Raw genomic sequence first — 20,567 nt, 5'->3', positions numbered from 1 at the left:
CTGATGCATTCGGGGGTCCAGGGGGCTTGCCCCCGGCTGGGGTCCGGGGCTCGGCCCCGGAAGACACAGTGCGTCAGAGTGCCCACAGTGGACGGTTGGGGTCGGCCAGGCCGGAGGCGAGGATCCCGCGGTAGTCCTCGATCATCCGGATCGTCGTCTCCCGGTCGAACTGCTCGGTGTTGTAGCGCGCGGTGCCGGCGATCTCGCCGTCGGCCAGGATGTCGAGCGCCCACAGCACCCCGTTGGGGATGTCCGAGGTGTCCTGGCACGCCTTGGTGCGCTTGCGGACCTCGGCGTACTCGACGTCGCCGACGGTCTCGGCGTCGGTCATGCCCGGGAACTGCAGCACCTGGATCGCGCAGACGGCGTTGTCGTCCCGCTCGTAGGTCTTGTTGATCTCCGGCGCCTGCGCGACAACCTCGCTGAACGGCAGTTCGTGCGCGTAGGCCTCCAGGCAGGTGGCCCGGATCCGCAGCACCAGCTCGGAGAAGGTGCGGCAGCCCTCGATGTCGGTCCGGAGCGGGACCAGGTTGAAGAACGGCCCGACGGTTTCGAGGAACGACTGGTCGGTGCGGCCGGAGGTGATGATCGGCACGACCAGGTCGGTGGCCCCCGACATCCGCGCCAGCAGCGCGTTGAAGGCGGCCAGCAGGACCATGAACGGCGAGCAGTGCATCACCCGCGCGAGCTCCATCGTGCCGCGGGTCAGCTCGGCGTCGAGCAGGAACCGCTCCACCGCGTAGACGGCCGCGGTGTCGGGCGCGAGCGTGCGGTCGGCCTTGATGTCGAGCATGCGCCCGCCGCGCAGCTTGCCGCCCCAGTACTCGCGCGACGCCTGGGACTGGGCGCTGGCCAGGTCGTCGATCTGCCACACGGAGAACTCCCCGTACTGGCGGGCCTCCGGCAGCGCAGGCACGTCGAACCCGCGGCGCCGCGCGTAGCTGACGGCCAGTTCGTGGATCAGCACGTGCAACGACCAGCCGTCGCCGGCGGTGTGGTGCACGATGAGCACCAGCACCCCGTCCCGCTCGTCGAAGCGGCCCAGCTCGGCCCGCAGGTGCGGCAGCGCGTCGGCCCCGAGCCGGCCCGCCTCGACCGAGTTGACGAAGTCGTCGACCTGCTCGTCGCGCGGCCGTCCGTCGTCGGTGATGTCGTGCAGCACCAGCTCGGGCGAGCAGGGCGGGTGCACGCGCTGGTACTGCTCGCCCCCGTCGCGGACGATTTCCGTGCGCAGGATCTCGTGCCGTTCGACGACGTCGTCGAGCGCGCCCCGCAGCGCGGCCAGGTCCAGCTCGCCGCGCACCCGCCAGCCGTGGATCACCAGGTGCCGCGGCCCGAACGCGCCGTCCGTCTCACCCTTGTCGAAGATGCACAGCAGACCGAGGTTGGCCGACAGCGGGTAGCGGCCGGCCGTGGCGCCGGCCTCGGAGATGCTCATCGCGGGTTCCCTTCGTAACGGCGCGAGCGGGCGGGGGTCAGGAGTGGTCGCGCTGCCGCTCGGCGGCCTGGTACAGCGCGGTGATGTTGCCGCTGCCGAACCCGCGGGCCCCGAGCCGCTCGATCAGCTCCAGGAAGATCGTGTTCCGGGGGTGCACGGACCGGGCGAAGATCTGGTACAGCTGGCCGTCGTGGTCCTCGTCGACGAGCACCTGCTGGTCGCGCAGGTTCGCCACCGAGTACTGCTCCGGCGCCACGCGCTGCAGCAGGTCCGCGTAGTAGGAGTCGGGGGTGCCCATGAACTCGACGCCCCGGTCGCGCAGCAGGTCGACCGCCTCGATGATCCCGTTGGTGGAGAAGGCGATGTGCTGCACGCCCGCGCCGCCGTGGTCCTTGAGGAAGTCGTCGATGTGGCCGGGCTCCTTCGAGGTGTCCGGCTCGATCAGGGTGAACGTGACGCTGCCGGACTTGCTCTGCACCACCTTCGTGGTCATCGCCTGCGCGCCGACCGCGATGGTCTCGTCGAAGATCAGCTCGAAGTTCAGCACGTCCCGGTAGAAGTCCACCGTGGCGTCGAGGTGGCCGCTCTCCACGCACACCGCGAAGTGGTCGATCTCCAGCAGGGCGCCGGGTTCCTCGGCGTTCGCCGCGATCGGCGCCGGCGGCCCGGCCGGGTACTCGACGAAGGTGTGCAGCGTGTCGCCGAAGCCCATGATGCTGGCCGTGACGACGCCGCCGGCGGTGCTCGGCCGGGCGACCGGGCGGGCGCCGCGGGCGACGGCCGCCTCGAAGGCCGCCGTCGCGTCGCTCACCCGCAGCGCGATGTCCGAGACGCCGTCGCCGTGGTGGTCGACGTAGGCCGTGCCCGGGTGGTCTTCGACCAGGGGCTCGCTGAAGACGAACCGGACGTCGTTGGCGCCGATCTCGATCGAGCGGACCGCGGCCCAGTCCGGCCCGGCGTCACCCAGCGGCCGCTCGCCGAGCCCGTACCCGCGCACCAGCCAGTTCCGTGCCGTGTCGAGGCTGCCGACGTAGAAACGGACGTAGTCCAGCTCGAGGCCGTCGAGGACCGACGGATTCGGGGTGGCCATGGGAAACCTTCTTTCCTCTGTTCCGGGATGTGCGCGGTGGGCGGCGTCCGGGAGTCAGGCGGCGCGGTGGGCGGCCGGGTTCGGCCGCAGGTCGCGCCAGTTCTCGGCGATGTAGTCCAGGCAGGACACGCGGCCGCGCGGGCCGTGCACGACCTCCCAGCCCGCCGGGACCGGGATGCCGGACGCCCACAGCGAGTGCTCGCCCGCGGCGTTCACCAGGACGGTGTAGTTCTTGTCCGGGTCGTCGAAGGGGTTGGTCATCTCGGTCTCCCTCAGAGCACCTGGGCCAGGCCGGCCACGGTCGGAGTGTCGAAGAGCGTGTTGATCTTCAGTTCCACGCCCAGCTCGGCGCGGATCCGGTTGAGCAGCCGCATCGCCAGCAGCGAGTGGCCGCCCAGGTCGAAGAAGCTGTCGTCGACGCCGACCTCTTCGACGCCGAGCACCTCCGAGAACGCGCGGCAGAGCGCCTCCTCCTTGGGGCCGCTCGGCGCGCGGGACGCGCCCGCGGTCTCGAACTCCGGCTGCGGCAGGGCGGCGCGGTCGAGCTTGCCGTTGGCCGTCAGCGGCAGCCGCTCGACGACGACGAACGCGGCGGGCAGCATGTACTCGGGCAGGCGGGCGCGGACGCGCTCGCGGATGGCGCCGGTGTCCGGCTCGCCGTCCTCGGCGACCAGGTAGGCGACCAGCCGGACGTCGCCGGCCTTGACCTCGCGGGCGACGACGGCGACGTCCGCCAGGCCCGGGTGCCCGGCGATCGCGGCCTCGATCTCGGCGAGCTCGACCCGGAAGCCGAGGATCTTCACCTGGTCGGTGGCGCGGCCGACGAACTCGATCTCGCCGGCGGTGGTGCGGCGCACCAGGTCGCCGGTGCGGTACATCCGGGAGCCCGGGGCGCCGAAGGGGCTGGCGACGAAGCGCTCGCCGGTCAGGTCCGGGCGGCCGGCGTACCCGAGCGCGACGCCGGTGCCGCCGAAGTAGAGCTCGCCGACGGTGCCGTCGGGGACCGGGTCGAGCCGCTCGTCGAGCACGTGCAGCTCGACGCCGTCCATCGCGCGGCCGACGGGGACCACGGGGCCGGGGGTGTAGGGCGCGGTGATCGCGGAGGTCGTGCTGAACACGGTGCCTTCGGTCGCGCCGTACATGGCGCGCACGACCAGGCCCGGGTTGACCTCGAGCACGCGGGCCACCGCGGTGGGCGCGATCACGTCGCCGCCGGTGAGGACCTCGCGGACGCCGGCGAGGCTCTCCGGCGCTTCTTCGGCCACGACGCGGAACAGCCCGGCCGTGAGGTGCACGCCGGTGATCTCGTGCTCGGCCAGCAGCGCGCCGAGGGACGGGATGTCGAGCTTGCCCTCGGGCGCGACGAACACCGAGCCGCCGTGCAGCAGCGGCACCCAGATCTCGTAGGTCGACACGTTGAACGCGTGCGGCGCGATCAGCAGGACGCGGGCGTGGTGGCCGGTGTCCCAGACGGAGTCCAGCGCCAGGGCCAGCGCGTCGGTGTGGCGCACGGCCACGCCCTTCGGCTCGCCCGTGGAGCCCGAGGTGTACATGACGTACGCCGGGGCGTTCTCGTCCAGGGTGACCGCGGGTGCGGTGACCGGCTGGTCCGAGAGGTCCTCGGAGGCCAGCACGACGTCGGCGACCGACGGGATCCCGCGGCCCTTCGACGCCTCGTCCGTGACGAGGATCGTGGCCTTCGAGTGGTCGATGATCCACTGGCGGCGGTCGGCCGGGTAGGCCGAGTGGATCGGCTGGTAGAAGGAGCCGGCCTTGAGCGCGGCCAGGAACGTGACGACCACGTCGGCGCTGCGCTCGAGCAGCACGGCGACCGGGACGTCCGGGCCGGCGCCGAGGGCGGCGAGGCGGTGGGCGAGCCGGTTGGCGCGCTCGTCGAGTTCCCGGTACGTCAGCGTGCGGTCCGGGCCGGACACCGCCACCGCGTCGGGGGTTCGGGCGGCCTGCGCGGAGAACGCCTCATGAACGGACCGGGCCATGATCACCACTCCAATTTCCTCGAATTCCTGCAGCGCCGGTTCCGACGCTAACCACGGGCGCGGCGGGCCACGTCTCCGTCTTTGCGGGCTTGGATCCCTTGGCAGGCAAGGAGAATCCGGGGTATTCCGGGCAGGGCGGCGACAGCCGCGGCCGTCGCCGCGGCTGTCGCTGCCGGAGTTCCTCAGGCGGCCTGGCCTGCCGCGCCCTCGGCGGGCTGGTGCGCCAGCACGCGCTGCACCAGGTCGGGGTCCATCAACGCGGTCGGCGGGTCGATCAGCCCGGCCACGCGCATGAACGACTTGACGATCTCCTGGTCCTTCGACGCCGCGTACTGCAGCAGGCCCATGAAGGCGTTGCCCTGCTCGATCTCCGGGGTGCGCTCGCCCTCGACGTCCGGGAAGGCGAGGTCACCGCTCGCGGACACCGCCCACGGCGCGTCGACAACCTGGCCGATGTCGCGGAAGTAGGCGTACTGGTCGACGTCGCCGGCCCGCAGGTGCTCGCGCAGGGTGGCCGCCTCCCAGGCGGCGACGCTCATGCCCTGGCCGTAGACCGGGTTGAAGCTGCAGATCGCGTCGCCGAGCACGAGCAGGCCGGCCGGGAACCGGTCCAGGTGCTCGTAGCGGCGGCGGACGCTCGCGGGGAAGCCGAAGGACGACGGGTCGTCGAGCGGCTCGGCGTCCTTGATGCCGTCGTAGACGTCCGGCACGGGCAGCGACTTCGCGAAGGCGAGGAACCCCTCCGGGTCGGTCGGCGGGTGGTCGCCGAGGATGCCGGTGAGCGACACGATGCAGGTGTCCTGGTCGGACAGGCCGAAGAAGGCGCCGCGCGGGTGCTGCGGCGAGGCCACCGGGTTGATCGACCAGGTGTCGGTGAACGAGCCGGCCGGGCGGCGGTAGAACCGCGTGGTGTAGGCGAGGCCGATCTTGACGCGGTCCTCGGTGGGGCGCGCGTAGCCGAGCTGCTCGAGCCACGCCGGCGTCCGGGACCCGCGGCCGGTGGCGTCGAGCACGAGGTCGGCGCGCAGCACCTTCTCGGTGCCCTCGGTGTCGCGCACCCGCACGCCGATCACCCGCGAGTTGTCCGAAGTGGACACCAGGCCGAGGATGTCGTGCTGCTCCAGGTAGGTCACGTTCGGGATGGCGGCGACCCGGGTGCGGACGTGGTTCTCCAGCACCGGCCGGGTCGGCGTCACCGAGACGAGACCGGTGTGGGTGTAGGGCAGCCGCAGGCCGTTGAAGTACCAGCGCATCTCGCCCAGGTCGCCGACCGGGGCGCCGCCGGCGCGCAGGTCCTCGGTGAAGCCGGGGAAGAAGTCTTCGAGAACGCGCTGGCCGCGCGCGTGCAGACCGTGCGCGTGCCGGGTGTGCGGCGTGCCCCGGCGCGGGGTGGTCACCCCGAGCAGGACGTCCCGGTCGAGAACGAGGACGTCCTCGTAGGACTCCGACAGCACCCGGGCCGCCAGGCTGCCGGCCATGCTGCCACCCAGGACGACGGCGACGCTTCCGACCTGTCCGGCCATGTGCCGGCCTCCTTGGTGTGAGAGTTCGTGGACCGGCCGCCTCCCCCGCGGCGGCCTGGTGCCCAGCCTCACATCCCGTACGGCGGCCGGACGTCTCATGGTTTGCCTGCCCGGCGGCCCGGAGAACGCTCGAAGAAATCCGCGGCGCCCGGTGTCGGTCATCCGGGACGCGGGTCGGCACGAGACGCACCCAGGTGGCGTCGGGGTGCCTCGACGCCCGCTGGCTGGCCGCAATGGAGGGCCGCGGGCGACACCGCCTTCGCCGCAACCGAGAAACCTCATGGGGGCTAGGCCCGGGCCGAGCCCCGCCGGAACGCCCCCAGACCCCCGGGCACGCCGAAACGCCGAAGGGGATCCCCGCGCGAGCGAGGATCCCCTTCGGCGAAGAACCCGCCGTCAGCTCGGGAAGGTGCCGCTCGTGACGTTCACGAACGTGCCCGTGATCGCGCCCGCGCGGTCGGAGGCCAGGAACGTTGCCGTGGCCGCCACCTCGGCGAGCGTCGGGGACTTCTTCGTCATCCGCATCCCGTCGAGGTGCTGCAGGAGGCCCTGGAACGCCTCGTCGTCCATCTGCGGGCCACCGCTGAACGCCGCCAGCTTCTCCGGGGACAGGGTCTCGGGCAGGCCCGCCGTCCAGATGCCGAGCACGCGGACCCCGGCCGGGCCCAGTTCGGCCGCGAGGTTGCGGAACAGCGTGTCCATCGCCGCGTCGGCCGGGCCGGTGGCACCCATCATCGGGCTGCCGTTCGCCGAGCCGCTGTTCAGGCCCAGGATCACGCCCGAGCCCTGCTCCACCATGTGCCGGGCGGCCGCCCGGGCGGTGAGGTAGTTCGTGGTGAGCCCGGTGAGCACCGGCCCGGTCACGTCCTCCGCGATCATGTCGACCAGCGGGGTGCCCTGCACGTCGCCGCGGGTGATCAGGTTGATCGAGATGTCCAGGCTGCCGCTCTCGGCCACCACCGCCTTGGCGTGCCGCTCCACCGCGGCCTCGTTCAGCGCGTTGACCACGTTGGCCTTCGCCCACCCGCCGGCGTTGGTGATCTCCTTGACCACCGGGGTCAGGTTCTTGCGGGTGCGCCCGGCGCAGTAGACCCGGGCGCCTGCCTTGGCGAACGCCTTCGCCACTTCACGGCCGATCGATCCGCCGGCTCCGTAGACGATGGCGTTCTTGTTCTCCAGGGACATCGAATTTCCTTTCCTGTTCCACGCGTGCACGGTGCACACGGAAGTGGCCTGGCCCCCAGCCATCGCGTCGACCCGGCCGCCGAAGGGCGGAATCGGGTCGGCTGTCCGAGCACATGGTTGTGCCATCGCGACGCGGGCCGCATCTTCCGGGTTGCGCTCACCGCCTGCACTCGGCTGTATCGAGGTTCAGGCGAAAGAAGGACTTGACTACTCCGTACGGCGGGTTCTCCGCCGAGCCTCAGCTCGGGAAGATGCCGCTCGTGACGTTGACGAAGGTGCCCGTGATGGCGCCCGCTTCCGGCGCGGCGAGGAACGCCGCGGTCGCCGCGACCTGGGCGAGCGTGGGCGACTTCTTGGTCATGCGCATGCCGTCGAGGTGCTGCAGCAGACCCTGGAACGCGGCGTCGTCCATCTGCGGCGCGCCGCTGAAGGCCGCGAGCTTCTCCGGGGACAGCGTTTCGGGCAGCCCGGCCGTCCAGATGCCCGCGACGCGCACGCCCGCCGGGCCGACTTCGGCGGCGAGGTTGCGCACGAGGGTGTCGATCGCGCCGTCGGCGGAACCGGTCCCGCCCATCATCGGGCTGCCGTGCGCGGACCCGCTGTCCAGCGCGAGGATGACGCCGGAGCCCTGCTCGACCATGTGCCGGGCCGCCGCGCGCATGGTGATGAAGTTGGTGGTCACGCCGGTGATGACCGGGCCGGTGAAGTCCGCCGTCTTCATGTCGATCAGCGGGATGCCCTGCACGTCGCCGCGGGTGATCAGGTTGATCGAGACGTCCAGGCTGCCGCCCTCGACGACCACCGTCTTGGCGTGCTCCTCGACGGCCGCCTCGTCGAGCGCGTCGAGCACGTCCACCGAGGCCGAGCCGCCGGCCGCCTCGATCTCGTCGGCCACCGCCTGCAGCTTCTCGAGGGTCCGGCCCACCAGGAACACGTGCGCGCCGTCGGCGGCGAACGCCTTGGCCACCGCCGCACCGATCGAACCGCCGGCGCCGTAGACGATCGCGTTCTTCTTCTCGAGCGACATCGCTCTCTCCTTCGCGTCTCTTCGCGTGCTGTGCTGCCCGCGTTGTCGGACATTGAGACGCAGACGAAAGCGAAAACTCATCGCCCCCGCCGGAGGAGATCGGTCAGAGCGTGAGCGGGAGGCCGAAGGCCGGGAAGAGGTGGGGCTCGAAGGAGGTGATCTCGACGATCCGGCCGCCTTCGATGCGCAGCACGTCCAGCACCTGGGCCCGGTAGACGGTGGTGCCGGGGCGGCGCAGGTAGCCGGCCGCGGCGGGCTGGCGGTTCGCGAAGGTCGGCAGGTGCTTCCAGGTGCCCTGGAAGTGCGGCGACGCGGGGTCGATCGAGGGCTTGATGAACGCCATCATCGCGTCCCGGCCGACGAACCAGAACGGGTTCGGCGGCATGGTCAGCACGACGTCCTCGCTGAGCAGCTCGGCGACCACGGCGGCGTCGGCCTGGTCGGCCGCGTCCATGTAGCGCTGCAGGATCTCGCGCTCCTCGCCGGTCGGGCGCGCCGACGCCGTCCAGTCGGCCCGCCGTTCGGGCAGGTGGCGGCGCAGGGCCGGCCGGGCCCGCTGCAGGGCGCTGTTGACCGAGGCGACGGTCATGTCGAGCTGCTCGGCGGTGTCGGCGGCCGGCCAGCCCAGCACGTCGCGCAGGATCAGCACGGCCCGCTGCCGGGGCGGCAGGTGCTGGATCGCGGCGAGGAAGACCAGCTCCATCGTCTCCCGGGAGACCGCGGCACCCTCCGGCTGGACCTCGGTGGAGGCGACGTCCTCCAGCAGCGCGTCCGGGTAGGGCTGCAGCCAGGTCACCCGGGCCGGCGCCTCCGCGGCGCCGCTGTCCATCCCCGGCACCGGCTCGTAGCGCTGCGGGCGCCGCTCGTTGCGGCGCAGGAAGTCGAGGCAGGCGTTGGTCGCGATGCGGTACAGCCAGGCCCGGAAGGTCGAGCGGCCCTCGAAGGCCTCCCGCCGGTTCCAGGCCCGCAGGAAGGTCTCCTGCACCATGTCCTCGGCGTCGTCGTACGAGCCGACCATCCGGTAGCAGTGCACCTGCAGCTCGTGCCGGTACGGCTCGACGAGGCCCGCGAAGTCCCATTCGTCACCCGACCGCACCGCGGCCGTGACGACGTCGTCCTCGCCGCCGGTTTTCGTCACGCCGCCGTCCGTGACGCCGTCGGAGCCGGTTTCCGTCACGTCCGCGTCCGTGACGTTTTCTTCCGTCACGGCCGGGGCCGTGACGTTTTGCGGCGGGTTCACCGTCACGCGGGCGGGCGTGACGTTTTGCGGGGTCTCCCCCACGGCGGCGTCGCGGGCCAGCTGCGCGATCCGCCGCAGCCTGCCGACCGTCGAGGCGAGGTCGGTGACGTCGGTGTAGAACTCCTCGGGCAGCTGCGGCGCGAGCCGGCGCACGCGTTGCTCGATGTCCGAGATGAGGGCGGGCACGGCCGTGTCGGCGCTCGGCTGCCGCCGCTCGCGGTAGGCCTTCTGCCGGCAGGCCGGCGAGCAGTACTTGGACGTGCGGCCGCGGCCGCCCTCGCGCGCGGGCAGGGGCGTGCCGCAGCTGGGGCACCGGCCGTCAGTCACGGCCCCGAATCTACGCAGCCGGGTTCCCGCCCGCCACAGCACCGCGTCTCTCGTCGTGCGCCCTGGGTGGGGCGGTTCGGCCCGCACCGCAGAAATGGAGGCGCCACCAGCTTTTCCTCCCGATCATCCTCGTATGCGGGCGAGCCGGGCCAGGCCGACCCATCCCCTGCGAAGGAGAACAAGCCCATGGCGACGAGCGTCCCGATCTCGGAGGCGGACTACCTCCGGATCCTCATCCACGGTCACACCGCGTTCGAACTGCTGCGCACGGGTCTGGAGTTCGACCTGTTCCAGAAGCTCGAGGACAGCGGCGGCCTGGACCTCACCGAGACCGCGGAGGCGCTCGGCGTCGAGGAGTACCCGGCGCGCGTGCTGCTGCTCGGGCTGGCGTCGCTGCTGCTGATCGAGAAGAAGGACGGCAAGTTCGTCAACGCCCCGATCGTGCGCCGGAAGCTGCTCAAGGACGGCGAGCGGTTCCTCGGCCCGCTGATCGACATCCAGGACAAGATCATCAACAAGACCCTGGTCGACTTCGCCGAGTCGATGCGGCAGAGCACCAACGTCGGCCTGCGCCACCTCGACGGCCCCGGCGACACGCTGTACTCGAAGCTCACCGCCACGCCGGACCTGCAGAAGGTCTTCTACGACAACATGGGCGACGCCTCGAACCGCGCGTTCGAGCAGTTCCTGGAGTACTACGACTTCAGCGGGATCAAGCACGCGATCGACATCGGCGGCGGCGACGGCACCAACTCGGTCAAGCTGGCCGAGCGCTACCCCGAGCTCGAGATGACCGTGTTCGACCAGGAGAGCGTCACCCGGCTCGCCGCGGACAAGATCGAGGACCCGTCGGTCCGCAAGCGCGTCCACTTCCACCCGGGCGACATGCTGAAGGACCGGCTGCCCGAGGGCGCCGACGCGATCCTGTACTTCCACATCTACGAGATCTGGTCGCTGGAGCGCAACACGGAGATGCTGCGCAAGTGCTACGACGCCCTCCCCGAGGGCGGCACCGTGCTCGTCTACAACTTCGTCTCCAACGACGAGGGCACCGGCGCCCTGTCCGGCGGGCTCGTCTCGCCGTACTTCCTGGCGCTCGCCTCCGGCGAGGGCATGACCTGGTCGGCGGCGGACATGGAGAAGTCCGTGCGTGACGCCGGCTTCTCGCGGGTCGAGCGGTTCGCCGACCTCGGCTTCAGCCACGCCCTGGTGGTGGGCCACAAGTAGCCCGGAGCCCGATCCGGGCGGGCCGGAACCGGCTCGCCCGGATCTTCGGTGTCCTTGCCCGGCGCCCGCCGCTCGCGGGACGAACGAAAGAAGGCCGATGAACTTCCCCGAACCCGTCGCCATCATCGGGATGGCTTGCCGTTTCGCCGCGGGAATCGAGTCCCCAGAGTCGTTCTGGGCGCTCCTGCGCGACGGTGGCGACACCGTCGGCGAGCTGCCCGCGGACCGCTGGGAGTGGCACGCCGGCCAGAGCCGCGAGCACGCCGCGGTGGTCCGGGACGTGACCAAGCGCGGCGCGTTCCTCGACAACGTCAAGGAGTTCGACGCCGACTTCTTCGACGTCACGCCCCGCGAGGCGGCCCTGATGGACCCGCAGCAGCGGATCACGCTGGAGCTGGCCTGGGAGGCGCTGGAGCACGCCGGGATCCCGCCGCGCTCGCTGGGCGGCTCGGACGCCGGGGTGTTCATGGGCGTCGGCGCCGACGACTACGGGCGGCGGCTGCTGGAGGACCTGCCGCGGATCGAGGCCTGGACCGGCATCGGCAGCTCGTTCTGCGCGGTCGCCAACCGCGTCTCGTACGTGCTCGACCTGCGCGGGCCCAGCATGGTCGTGGACACGGCCTGCTCGTCGTCCCTGGTGTCGATCCACCTGGCCGCCCAGGCGCTGCGCTCCGGCGAGTGCCCGGTGGCCCTCGCCGGCGGCATCCTCGTGATGGCGGGCCCGGGCCTCTCGGTCGTGCTCGACGCGGCCGGCGCCACCTCCCGCGACGGGCGCAGCAAGTCGTTCGACGCCTCGGCCGACGGCTACGGCCGCGGCGAGGGCGGCGGCGTCGTCGTGCTCAAGCTGCTCAAGGACGCCCGCCGCGACGGCGACCGCGTGCTCGCGGTGATCCGCGGCAGCGCGGTGCAGCAGGACGGCAAGACCAACGGCATCATGGCGCCCAACGGCGAAGCGCAGGCGCACCTGATGCGCCGCGCCTACGACGCCGCCGGCATCGACCCGGCGACCGTCGGCTACGTCGAGGCGCACGGCACCGGCACCAGCGTCGGCGACCCGCTCGAGGCGGGCGCCATGACCGCCGTGTTCGGCGCCGGCCGCCCGGCCGACGCGCCGTGCCTGATCGGCTCGGTCAAGCCGAACGTCGGCCACCTCGAAGCCGGCGCCGGCGTCGCCGGGGTGATCAAGACCGTGCTGGCCCTGCGGCACGCCGAGATCCCGGCCAGCCTGAACTTCACCACGCCGAACCCGAAGATCCCCTGGGACACCTCGGGGCTGCGCGTGGTCACCGAGAACACGCCGTGGCCGGCCGGCGCCACCCCGCGCCGCGCCGGGGTGTCCGGGTACGGCTACGGCGGCACCATCGCGCACGTGATCCTCGAGGCGGCCGACGACGCCGGCGACGAGGCCCGGCCGGCCGTGGCGGCCGGGACGCCGAAGGCGCTCCCGCTGTCCGGCGCGAGCGAAGCCGCCGTCGCGAAGTACGCCGGGCGGCTGGCGAACTGGCTGTCCCGCAACCCGGACACCTCCCTGGCCGACATCGGGTACACGCTTTCGCGACGGCGCCAGCACCTCCCGTACCGCGCGACCGTGGTCGCCGAGAGCACCGGGACGCTCCGCACGAAGCTCACCGACTTCGCCGCGGGCACCGGCGGGACGTCCGGGCGCGCGCTGCCGGAAACGGCGCGCCAGGACCTCGTCTGGGTCTTCTCCGGCCACGGCTCGCAGTGGACCGGCATGGCGCGGGAACTGCTCGCCACCGAGCCGGCGTTCGCCGCCGTGATCGACGAGATCGAGCCGGTCTTCCGCGCCGAGCTGGGGATCTCGCCCCGCGCGACGATCGGCTCGGACGACGCGCAGCCGGTGGACGTCATCCAGCCGATGATCTTCGCCGTCCAGGTCGCCCTGGCCGCGCTGTGGCGCGACCGCGGCGTGCACCCCGACGCCGTGATCGGGCACTCGGTCGGCGAGATCGCCGCGGCGGTCACGTCCGGGATGCTCACCCTCGAACGCGGTGCCCGGCTGGTCTGCCGCCGGTCCGTGCTGCTGCGGCAGGTCGCCGGCCGGGGCGCGATGGCGATGGTCAACCTGCCGCCGGACGAGGCCCGGCGGCGGCTCGCCGGCCGCACCGACGTCGCCGTCGCGGTCGCCGCCGCCACCGGCTCGACCGTGTTCTCCGGGGACATCGACGCCGTCCAGGAGCTCAGCGAGGAGTTCGGGGCCGAAGGGCTCGTCGTGCGCCGCGTCGACTCCGACGTCGCCTTCCACAGCCCGCACATGGACCCGCTGCTGGATTCGCTCGCCGCGGCCGCCGCCGACCTGCCGCCGACGCCGGCCGAGCTGCCGGTGTACAGCACCGCGCTGGCCGACCCGCGGTCGGAGGCCCCGCGCGACGGCGCCTACTGGGCCACGAACCTGCGCGGGACCGTGCGGTTCGCCGAGGCCGTCGCGGCCGCGGCGGCCGACGGCTACCGGCTGTTCGTCGAGGTCTCGCCGCACCCGGTGGTCGAGCACTCGATCAACGAGACCCTCGACGAGCTGGGCGTCACCGACGCCGTCGTCACGCACTCGCTGCGGCGCAACCGGCCCGAGCGCGAAACCCTGCTGGGGAACCTCGGGGTGCTGTACTGCGCCGGCGCCGACGTCGACTGGGCGGGGCACTGGCCGGACGGCTCGCTGGTGGACGTGCCGACCACGGCGTGGCAGCGCAAGGAGCACTGGGTCGACGACTCGGTCGGCCGGTCGTTCCTCACCGAGCAGCACGACCTCGACAGCCACACGCTGCTCGGCGGCCGGATCAACGTGCACGGCGCGAACCCGGCGCAGGCCTGGCTGACCTACCTGGACCGCGACTCGCGGCCGTACCCGGGCGACCACCCGGTGCGGAAGGTCGAGATCATCCCGGCCGCGGTGCTGCTCAACAGCTTCCTCACCGCCGCGGCCACGGCCAAGGGCACCTGGCACGAGCTCTCCGACGTCGCGCTGCGCGTGCCGGTGAGCGTCACGCGGCCCCGGCACCTGCAGATCGTGCTGCAGGACGGTGCGTTCCGGCTGTCGTCGCGGATCATCGAAGACGGCGACGAGGGCGACGACAAGGGCTGGGTCACCCACACGACCGCGTCCGTCTCGCCCTTCACCGGCAAGATCCGGGGCCAGCGCTCGGAACCGCACACCACCGAGGACCTGCCGACCGGGTACGTCATCGACCGGCTCGCCACCCTCGGCGTCGCCGCGATGGGCTTCCCCTGGACGGTCGAGGAGATCCGGCGGGGCGACGGCACCCTCGTGGTCACCGTGAACACCGACCCCGGCTCCGACGAGCTGCCCGAGACCTGGGCGCCGCTGCTCGACGGCGCGCTGTCGGCGGCGTCGGTCGCCTTCGGCGGCCCGCCGATCCTGCGGATGCCCGCCCACATCCACCGCGTCGTCCTCGCCGGCCAGTCGCCGTCGCGGGCGCGGGTGACCGTGCGCGTGGTCGCGGACGACACCGTGGACGTCGAGATCGCCGACCTCGACGGCACCGTCGTCGGCCGGCTGGCCCGGCTGCGCTACGGCGTGCTGGACAGCGAGGCCGGCGCCGTGACGAGCCCGCGCCAGGTCGTGCACCGCCTGGCCTGGCGCCCGGCCGAGGGCACGGCCGCCGGGTCGGCGCTGAACCTGGTGCTGGTCGGGCCGGACTCCCCGGTGCTGCGCCGCGTCACCGAGGGGCTCGACGCGCTCGGCGTCGCGCACCTCGTCGCCGTGAGCCCCGAGGCCCTGCCCGCCGGGGTGCTCGGCCGGGACCACACCCTGCTCGTGGTGCCCGCCGCCGGCGCGTCCGGCGACGCCGCCGCCGAGGGGGCCTGGCTGCTCGCCCGCACGGCGCAGCGCGTCGCCGCGACCGGCGAGGCGAAACCCGCCCGCGTCTGGTGCCTCACCGAAGGCGTGCGCGAAAGCGCCGACGCCACCTCGCTGGGCCACGGCTCCCTGTGGGGTGTCGGCCGGGTGATCGGCGGCGAGCACCCGGACCTCTGGGGCGGCACCGTCGACATCGGACAGTCCGAAGAGGACATCCGAGGGCTGGTCGAGGTGCTGCGCGCGATCCGCGGCGAAGACGTCGTCGTCGTCCGCGACGGCACGGCCTCGGTCGCCCGCCTGCACCGCCTCGAAGGGGAGCCCACCCGGCCCCGCCTCGAGAGCCGGCCGCACGCGACGTACCTGGTCACCGGCGGCCTCGGCACGCTGGGCCTGGAAGTCGCGCACTGGCTGGCCGACCGCGGTGCCCGGCGGATCGTGCTCGCCGGCCGCCGCGGGCTCCCGCCGCGCGCCCGCTGGGCCGAGCTGACCGACGAGGCCGAGATCGCCGCCGTCGACTCGGTGGTGGCGCTGGAACGCCTGGGCGTCACCGTGTTCCCGGTCGCCGTCGACGTCGCCGACGCCGAGGACGTCGCCGCGAAGCTCTCGCCGGAGGCGCTCGGCCTGCCGCCGTTCCGCGGGGTGGTGCACGCCGCCGGTGTGCTCGACAACCGCACGCTCGGCCGGCTCGACGAGGCGTCGCTGCGCCGCGTCATGCGGCCGAAGGTCGAGGGCGCACTGAACCTGCACCGGCTGTTCCCGCCGGGCTCGCTGGACTTCTTCGTGCTGTTCTCCTCGTGCGGCCAGCTGCTCGGCCTGCCCGGGCAGACCAGCTACGCCGCGGGCAACGCGTTCCTCGACGCACTGGCCGCGCACCGGCGGGCGAGCGGGGACACCGGGGCCGCCAGCTACGCGTGGACGTCGTGGCGCGGGCTGGGCATGTCGACCTCCACCGCGGTGATCGACGCCGAGCTCGCCGCCCGCGGCACCGCCGACATCAGCGCCACCGAGGCGTTCGGGGCCTGGGATCTGGCGGCCCGCCACGACCTCGGGTACGCCGTGATGCTGCGGACCCTGCCCGCGGAGCCGGGGATGCGGAAGCTGGCCCTGCTCTCGGAACTGCCCGAGGAAGCCGCGGCCGGTGCCACGGCCGCCGACCTGGTCGACGTCCCGTGGGCCGGGCTCACCGGCGGCGAGCTGACGGCCGCGGTCACCGAGGAGATCCGCAAGCAGGTCGCGGCGGAGACCGGGCTGTCCCCGTCCGAAGTGGACTCGCGGCGGCCGCTGATCGAGATGGGCCTCGACTCGGTGATGACCGTGCGGATCCGGCGGGGGCTGGAGCGGCGCTTCCGGTTCGCGCTGCCCGCGACGTTGTTCTGGGACCGCCCGACCATCGAGGCGGTGGCCGCGCTGCTGACCGAGCGGATGGCCGAGGAGACGGGGGAGCCTGAATGAGTTTCGAGGGTTTCGTGCCCTGGCCCGAGGACCTGGCCCACGCCTACCGGGCGGCCGGGGTCTGGCCCGGCCGGACGATGGGGTCGTACCTGTGGGAGTGGGCGGAGACCCGGGGTGACCGGGTCGCCGTCGTCGACGGGGAGACCCGGCTGACCTACCGCGACCTCGCCGTCCGCGCGGACGCACTGGCCGTCCGGCTGGCCCGGCGCGGGCTCGAGCGCGGTGACACGGTGCTGGTGCAGCTGCCCAACACCTGGGAGTTCGTCGTCGTGACGGCGGCCCTGCTGCGGCTGGGCGTCGTCCCGACGATGATGCTGCCCCCGCACCGCGACCACGAGCTGACCGCCATCGGCACCCACGTGGGGGCGCGCGGCCTCGTCGTGCCGGGCACCTGGCGCGGGTACGACCACCAGGAGCTGGCGTTCCGGGTGGCCGCGGCGCTGCCCGGGCCGGCCGAGGTGCTGGTGGTCGGCGACGACGTGGCCGACGGTGCCGTCGACGTCCGGGCCCTGCTGACGCCGGACGGCGACGTCGAAGAGCGGCGGCGGTGGCTGGACGAGCACGGGCCGGCGCCGTCGGACATCGCCGTGTTCCTGCTCTCCGGCGGCACCACGGGCGTGCCGAAGGTGATCAGCCGGACGCACGACGACTACCTGTTCAACATCGTCCACTGCGCGCGGGCGTGCGCGTTCGGCGAAGACACCGTGTACCTGGCGGTGCTGCCGGCCGGGCACAACTTCCCGCTCGCCAGCCCCGGCCTGCTCGGCGCGCTGCACGCGGGCGGCCGGGTGGTGTTCTCGGCGTCGCCGCGGCCGGAGCCGGTGTTCGCGCTGATCGAGGCGGAGCGCGTCACGGCGACCTCGGCGGTGCCGGCCGTCGTCCTGAAGTGGATGGACGCGGCCGCCACGCTGAAACCGGACCTCTCGAGCCTGCGGTACCTGCACGTCGGCGGCTCGATGCTGGCGGCCGACATCGCCGAGCGGATGGCGCGGACGCTCGACTGCCGGCTGCAGCAGGTCTACGGGATGGCCGAGGGCCTGATCTGCTACACCCCGCCGGACGCGTCCGACGAGGTGGCGTTCGGCACGCAGGGTCCGCCGGTCAGCGCGTTCGACGAGCTCCTGATCGTCGACGAGGACGGTGCGCCGGTGCCGCCGGGCGGGACCGGCGAGCTGCTGACGCGCGGACCGGGCACCCCGCGCGGCTACTACGGCGTCCCGGACCAGAACCGGCTGTCGTTCACCGAAGACGGCTGGTTCCGCACCGGCGACCTGGTCCGCCTCACGCCGGAGGGCCACGTGGTGGTCTGCGGCCGCGTCAAGGACCTGATCAACCGCGGCGGCGAGAAGATCTCCGCCGGCGAGGTCGAGACGCTGATCCAGGAGCTCCCGGAGGTGGCGGAGGTCGCGGCGGTGCCGGCCCCGGACCCGCTGTACGGCGAGCGCGTCTGCGTGTTCGTCCGCTTCCACGGCGGGTGTTCCCTGTCCCTGGCGGAGATCAGCCGCCTGCTGACGGAGCGCGGCCTGGCGGCGTTCAAGATCCCCGAGCGGCTCGAGGTCCTGGACGCCCTCCCCCACACAGCGGTCGGCAAGGCGGACAAGAAGGCCCTGAAGGCGCTGCTGACCGAGCTGGACAACGTCCCCCGCGCGGCTTAGGGCTGCGCGGAAGGCCCCGCGACCCGGACTCGGGTCGCGGGGCCTTTCGCTGTGATGCCCTTTTAGTCACGCGTGATGCCTGTCTGATCACGCGTGATGCCTCCGCAGACACGCGAGTTCCGCGCCCAATCACGCGACTTCCGCCTCCGCTCACCACGAGTTCCGTGTCCGGGAAGGCATCACGCGTGACTGAGCGGACATCACCCGTGACTGGGGAGGCATCACCCGGGTCCGAAACCCGGGCACAGCAAAGCGAAGGCCGCCGCCGGGTGCAGGGGGACCCGGACGGCGGCCTTCGCGGGGTGACCGTCGTGAAAGGACGGTCAGGCGGCGCGGCCGGCGGCTCGGCGCGCGGTTTCGGCTCCTTGGGCCGCGATCACCGCGGCGTCGAAGTTCGGGGCCTGCCCGACTTCGGGGACGTACTCGGCGTGGACCACCGTGTCCGCGGCGTCCACCACGAACACCGCGCGGGCCAGCAGCCGGAACTCCTTGATCACCACGCCGTACGCGAGACCGAACGACAGGTCGCGGTGGTCGGACAGCGTCCGCACCCCCTCGACGCCCGCCGCGCCGCACCAGCGGGCCTGGGCGAACGGGAGGTCCACCGACACCGTGAGCACCGAGGCCTCGCCGAGCTCGGTCACCGCTTCGTTGAAGCGGCGCGTCTGCATGTCGCAGACCGGCGTCTCCAGCGACGGCACGACCGAGATCACCCGCGTCGTGCCGCTCAGCGAGGAGAACCGGACCGGGGCCATGTCGTTGGCCAGTGCGGTGAAGTCCGGCGCCTGGTCGCCGACGGCGACCGCCGGGCCCAGCAGCGTCACCGGGTTGCCCCGGAACGTCGTGACGCCGGTGCGTTCGGTGCTCGTCATGCCCGCCCCCTCAGCCCTTGACCGGGCTGGTCTGCTGGGACACCACGCGCCACTCGCCGTCGACCTGCGCGGCGACCCACGTGCCGCGGACCGTGCGCTCGGCCGGCACCGCGGTCTCGCCGTCGTAGAGCACGCCGCCGTCGGTGATCACGACGGCCACGCCCGGCTCGAGGACCTTGACCTCGATCGGCTCGGTGTGCAGCTTGGTCCCGGCGAGCCGCGCGCCGAAGGCGTCGGTGAAGAACGCCAGGATCGCCTCACGCCCGTTGATCTGCTCGTCGTCGACGAGGATGCTGCCGTTCTCGGCGAACGAGTCGGCGAACGCGGCGGCGTCGTTCGCGTCCCAGGCGGCCCGCGCGCGCAGCTGAGCGGTCAGCGCGGCGCTCTCCTCGCCCTGGGTGAACTTGCCGTAGTAGGTCGCCCACTGCTTGGCCCCCGCGACGAGGGACGATGCCTTCTCGGACATCCGGCTCTCCTTGGCTGGTCAATTGGCTCGAATCTCCGTGGCCAGCATTCCCCGCCGCGCCCCCGCCGGGCATCTCCTCTCCTGCGGGAAAAAGCGCCGGAACCGCGGCAACGCAGGAGAGGTTTCCGGCTCGGCGCGCGTGTGACCATAAAGCTTGTCTGGGCCGATCGTATCCCTGCCGTTGGTTGGCCGACCGATCGAAGGAGAAGCAACAGTGTCCGCACCCACTTCTGACGACCAGGCCAGGCTGGACGACTACTACGGGCCCTTCACCTCGGAAAAGGAAAAGGAAGCCCTCGACGTCCCGCTGCGGCTGATCGCCGCCTGGAGCAAGAACGACGGCTACGGCGTCGCCAAGGCCTTCACCGAGGACGGGATCCTCATCCTGCCCGGTGACGTGCTGAAGAAGGGCCGCGACGAGATCGGCTCGTTCATGGCCGCCGCCTACGCCGGGCCGTTCAAGGGCACGGGTGTCACGGGCAAGCCGGTCAACCTCCGGTTCGTTTCGGACACCGTCGCCCTGATCCGCACGCACGGCGGCATCCTCGCCCCGGGCGAGACCGAGATCGACGAAGAGCTCGCCGTCCGGTCGACCTGGGTTGTCGTGAAGCGCGACAACGAATGGCAGCTGGCCGTCTACCAGAACAGCCCGCGCGGCTCCGGCGCCACCCTCCGCTGGTAAACGAAACGAACCGGGAGATCATTGTGCCGACCAATTCGTGGGGCGATGCCACCGCGATCCTCGCCGCGCACGGAGTCGCCGAGGACACCTCTTTCTACCGCGAATTCACCAGCGCGGACGAGAAGGCCGTCCTCACCGTTCCGCAGCGCATCCAGGACGCCTGGCTGAAGAACGACCCGGACGTGTTCGCGGACGTGTTCACGGCCAACGGCAGCCTGCTCCTGCAGGACAACCAGCTCACCAGCCAGGACGAGATCCGCGCCTACATGCGCGCCGGGTTCTCCGGCCCGCTCAAGGGCGCGCACGTCTACGGCTGGCCGCTCGAGGTCAAGTTCCTCGACGAGAACGTCGCGATCGCGGTCACCGAGGGCGGGATCATCCGCGCCGGCGAGTCCGAGATCGCGCCGGAGAACCAGATCCGCGCGGTCTGGGTGGTCGTCCGCAACGCCGACGGCGAGCTGAACCTGTTCTCGCACCAGAGCAGCCCGGTCAAGGGCTGAGCGTTCCCGTGAAGGCCTCCTGACCGGCACCGAGAGCCGGCCGGGAGGCCT

15 protein-coding genes are annotated in these 20,567 nt (G+C 72.4%); 5 read left to right on the top strand and 10 right to left on the bottom strand.

All coding sequences use genetic code 11. The annotated features are described in order from the left end of the window. Positions 1-73: 73 nt before the first annotated feature. The 8 genes from ACH54P_RS42170 to ACH54P_RS42135 form a co-directional block, all read right to left on the bottom strand. The gene (locus tag ACH54P_RS42170; protein WP_489908897.1) at positions 74-1,438 is read right to left on the bottom strand and encodes a condensation domain-containing protein; all 1,365 of its coding nucleotides are present in this window, start codon (positions 1,436-1,438) and stop codon (positions 74-76) included. 37 nt (positions 1,439-1,475) lie between these two features. Beyond that, the gene (gene hppD, locus ACH54P_RS42165; RefSeq protein ID WP_489908896.1) at positions 1,476-2,528 is read right to left on the bottom strand and encodes a 4-hydroxyphenylpyruvate dioxygenase; all 1,053 of its coding nucleotides are present in this window, start codon (positions 2,526-2,528) and stop codon (positions 1,476-1,478) included. Between the two features lie 54 nt (positions 2,529-2,582). Beyond that, complete coding sequence (locus tag ACH54P_RS42160; protein ID WP_489908895.1) at positions 2,583-2,789, bottom strand: MbtH family protein; 207 nt, start codon at positions 2,787-2,789, stop codon at positions 2,583-2,585. A gap of 11 nt (positions 2,790-2,800) precedes the next feature. Beyond that, positions 2,801-4,525, bottom strand: a complete 1,725-nt coding sequence (locus ACH54P_RS42155; protein ID WP_489908894.1) for an amino acid adenylation domain-containing protein — start codon at positions 4,523-4,525, stop codon at positions 2,801-2,803. A gap of 182 nt (positions 4,526-4,707) precedes the next feature. After that, a complete protein-coding gene (locus ACH54P_RS42150) occupies positions 4,708-6,048 on the bottom strand; it encodes an FAD-dependent oxidoreductase (protein WP_489908893.1) in 1,341 nt (446 codons plus the stop codon). Positions 6,049-6,444: 396 nt separating this feature from the next. Continuing rightward, positions 6,445-7,233, bottom strand: coding sequence for an SDR family NAD(P)-dependent oxidoreductase (locus ACH54P_RS42145; RefSeq protein ID WP_489908892.1), 789 nt, complete (start codon positions 7,231-7,233; stop codon positions 6,445-6,447). Positions 7,234-7,471: 238 nt separating this feature from the next. After that, complete coding sequence (locus tag ACH54P_RS42140; RefSeq protein ID WP_489908891.1) at positions 7,472-8,341, bottom strand: SDR family NAD(P)-dependent oxidoreductase; 870 nt, start codon at positions 8,339-8,341, stop codon at positions 7,472-7,474. Between the two features lie 22 nt (positions 8,342-8,363). Then, positions 8,364-9,827 (bottom strand): sigma-70 family RNA polymerase sigma factor, encoded by a 1,464-nt coding sequence (locus ACH54P_RS42135; RefSeq protein ID WP_489908890.1) that lies wholly within the window; start codon positions 9,825-9,827, stop codon positions 8,364-8,366. 186 nt (positions 9,828-10,013) lie between these two features. On the opposite strand from ACH54P_RS42135, the gene ACH54P_RS42130 reads away from it, so the two are divergent. From ACH54P_RS42130 to ACH54P_RS42120, 3 genes are all read left to right on the top strand, one after another. Beyond that, positions 10,014-11,054 carry a methyltransferase gene (locus tag ACH54P_RS42130; protein ID WP_489908889.1) on the top strand — a complete coding sequence of 347 codons (1,041 nt, stop codon included), beginning with the start codon at positions 10,014-10,016 and terminating at the stop codon, positions 11,052-11,054. 97 nt (positions 11,055-11,151) lie between these two features. After that, positions 11,152-16,341 (top strand): type I polyketide synthase, encoded by a 5,190-nt coding sequence (locus ACH54P_RS42125; RefSeq protein ID WP_489908888.1) that lies wholly within the window; start codon positions 11,152-11,154, stop codon positions 16,339-16,341. After that, positions 16,338-17,996, top strand: coding sequence for a (2,3-dihydroxybenzoyl)adenylate synthase (locus ACH54P_RS42120; protein WP_489908887.1), 1,659 nt, complete (start codon positions 16,338-16,340; stop codon positions 17,994-17,996). The genes ACH54P_RS42125 and ACH54P_RS42120 overlap by 4 nt, the downstream gene beginning before the upstream one ends. Positions 17,997-18,319: 323 nt before the next feature. Here ACH54P_RS42120 and tpx read toward each other — a convergent pair whose 3' ends face one another. Together tpx and ACH54P_RS42110 are read right to left on the bottom strand one after the other, a co-directional pair. Beyond that, a complete protein-coding gene (gene tpx / locus ACH54P_RS42115; RefSeq protein ID WP_489908886.1) occupies positions 18,320-18,868 on the bottom strand; it encodes a thiol peroxidase in 549 nt (182 codons plus the stop codon). Positions 18,869-18,878: 10 nt separating this feature from the next. Then, positions 18,879-19,334, bottom strand: a complete 456-nt coding sequence (locus ACH54P_RS42110; protein ID WP_489908885.1) for an SgcJ/EcaC family oxidoreductase — start codon at positions 19,332-19,334, stop codon at positions 18,879-18,881. Between the two features lie 214 nt (positions 19,335-19,548). Between ACH54P_RS42110 and ACH54P_RS42105 the strand changes: the two genes are divergently transcribed. Both ACH54P_RS42105 and ACH54P_RS42100 read left to right on the top strand, forming a co-directional pair. After that, the gene (locus tag ACH54P_RS42105) at positions 19,549-20,016 is read left to right on the top strand and encodes an SgcJ/EcaC family oxidoreductase (protein WP_235190988.1); all 468 of its coding nucleotides are present in this window, start codon (positions 19,549-19,551) and stop codon (positions 20,014-20,016) included. Between the two features lie 23 nt (positions 20,017-20,039). After that, complete coding sequence (locus tag ACH54P_RS42100) at positions 20,040-20,516, top strand: SgcJ/EcaC family oxidoreductase (protein WP_489908884.1); 477 nt, start codon at positions 20,040-20,042, stop codon at positions 20,514-20,516. Positions 20,517-20,567: the final 51 nt, after the last annotated feature.

The organism is Amycolatopsis sp. N2S4-7 (genome assembly GCF_058119595.1).
The sequence above is the reverse complement of the archived record's forward strand: the minus strand, read 5'-3'. Positions and strand labels throughout refer to the sequence as shown.

Excerpts from the sequence above, each read along its gene's own strand:
- ACH54P_RS42170 (WP_489908897.1), bottom strand. The coding sequence starts at position 1,438 with ATGAGCATCTCCGAGGCCGGCGCCACGGCCGGCCGCTACCCGCTGTCG.
- hppD (WP_489908896.1), bottom strand. The coding sequence starts at position 2,528 with ATGGCCACCCCGAATCCGTCGGTCCTCGACGGCCTCGAGCTGGACTAC.
- ACH54P_RS42160 (WP_489908895.1), bottom strand. The coding sequence starts at position 2,789 with ATGACCAACCCCTTCGACGACCCGGACAAGAACTACACCGTCCTGGTG.
- ACH54P_RS42155 (WP_489908894.1), bottom strand. The coding sequence starts at position 4,525 with ATGGCCCGGTCCGTTCATGAGGCGTTCTCCGCGCAGGCCGCCCGAACC.
- ACH54P_RS42150 (WP_489908893.1), bottom strand. The coding sequence starts at position 6,048 with ATGGCCGGACAGGTCGGAAGCGTCGCCGTCGTCCTGGGTGGCAGCATG.
- ACH54P_RS42145 (WP_489908892.1), bottom strand. The coding sequence starts at position 7,233 with ATGTCCCTGGAGAACAAGAACGCCATCGTCTACGGAGCCGGCGGATCG.
- ACH54P_RS42140 (WP_489908891.1), bottom strand. The coding sequence starts at position 8,341 with ATGAGTTTTCGCTTTCGTCTGCGTCTCAATGTCCGACAACGCGGGCAG.
- ACH54P_RS42130 (WP_489908889.1), top strand. The coding sequence starts at position 10,014 with ATGGCGACGAGCGTCCCGATCTCGGAGGCGGACTACCTCCGGATCCTC.
- ACH54P_RS42125 (WP_489908888.1), top strand. The coding sequence starts at position 11,152 with ATGAACTTCCCCGAACCCGTCGCCATCATCGGGATGGCTTGCCGTTTC.
- ACH54P_RS42120 (WP_489908887.1), top strand. The coding sequence starts at position 16,338 with ATGAGTTTCGAGGGTTTCGTGCCCTGGCCCGAGGACCTGGCCCACGCC.
- tpx (WP_489908886.1), bottom strand. The coding sequence starts at position 18,868 with ATGACGAGCACCGAACGCACCGGCGTCACGACGTTCCGGGGCAACCCG.
- ACH54P_RS42110 (WP_489908885.1), bottom strand. The coding sequence starts at position 19,334 with ATGTCCGAGAAGGCATCGTCCCTCGTCGCGGGGGCCAAGCAGTGGGCG.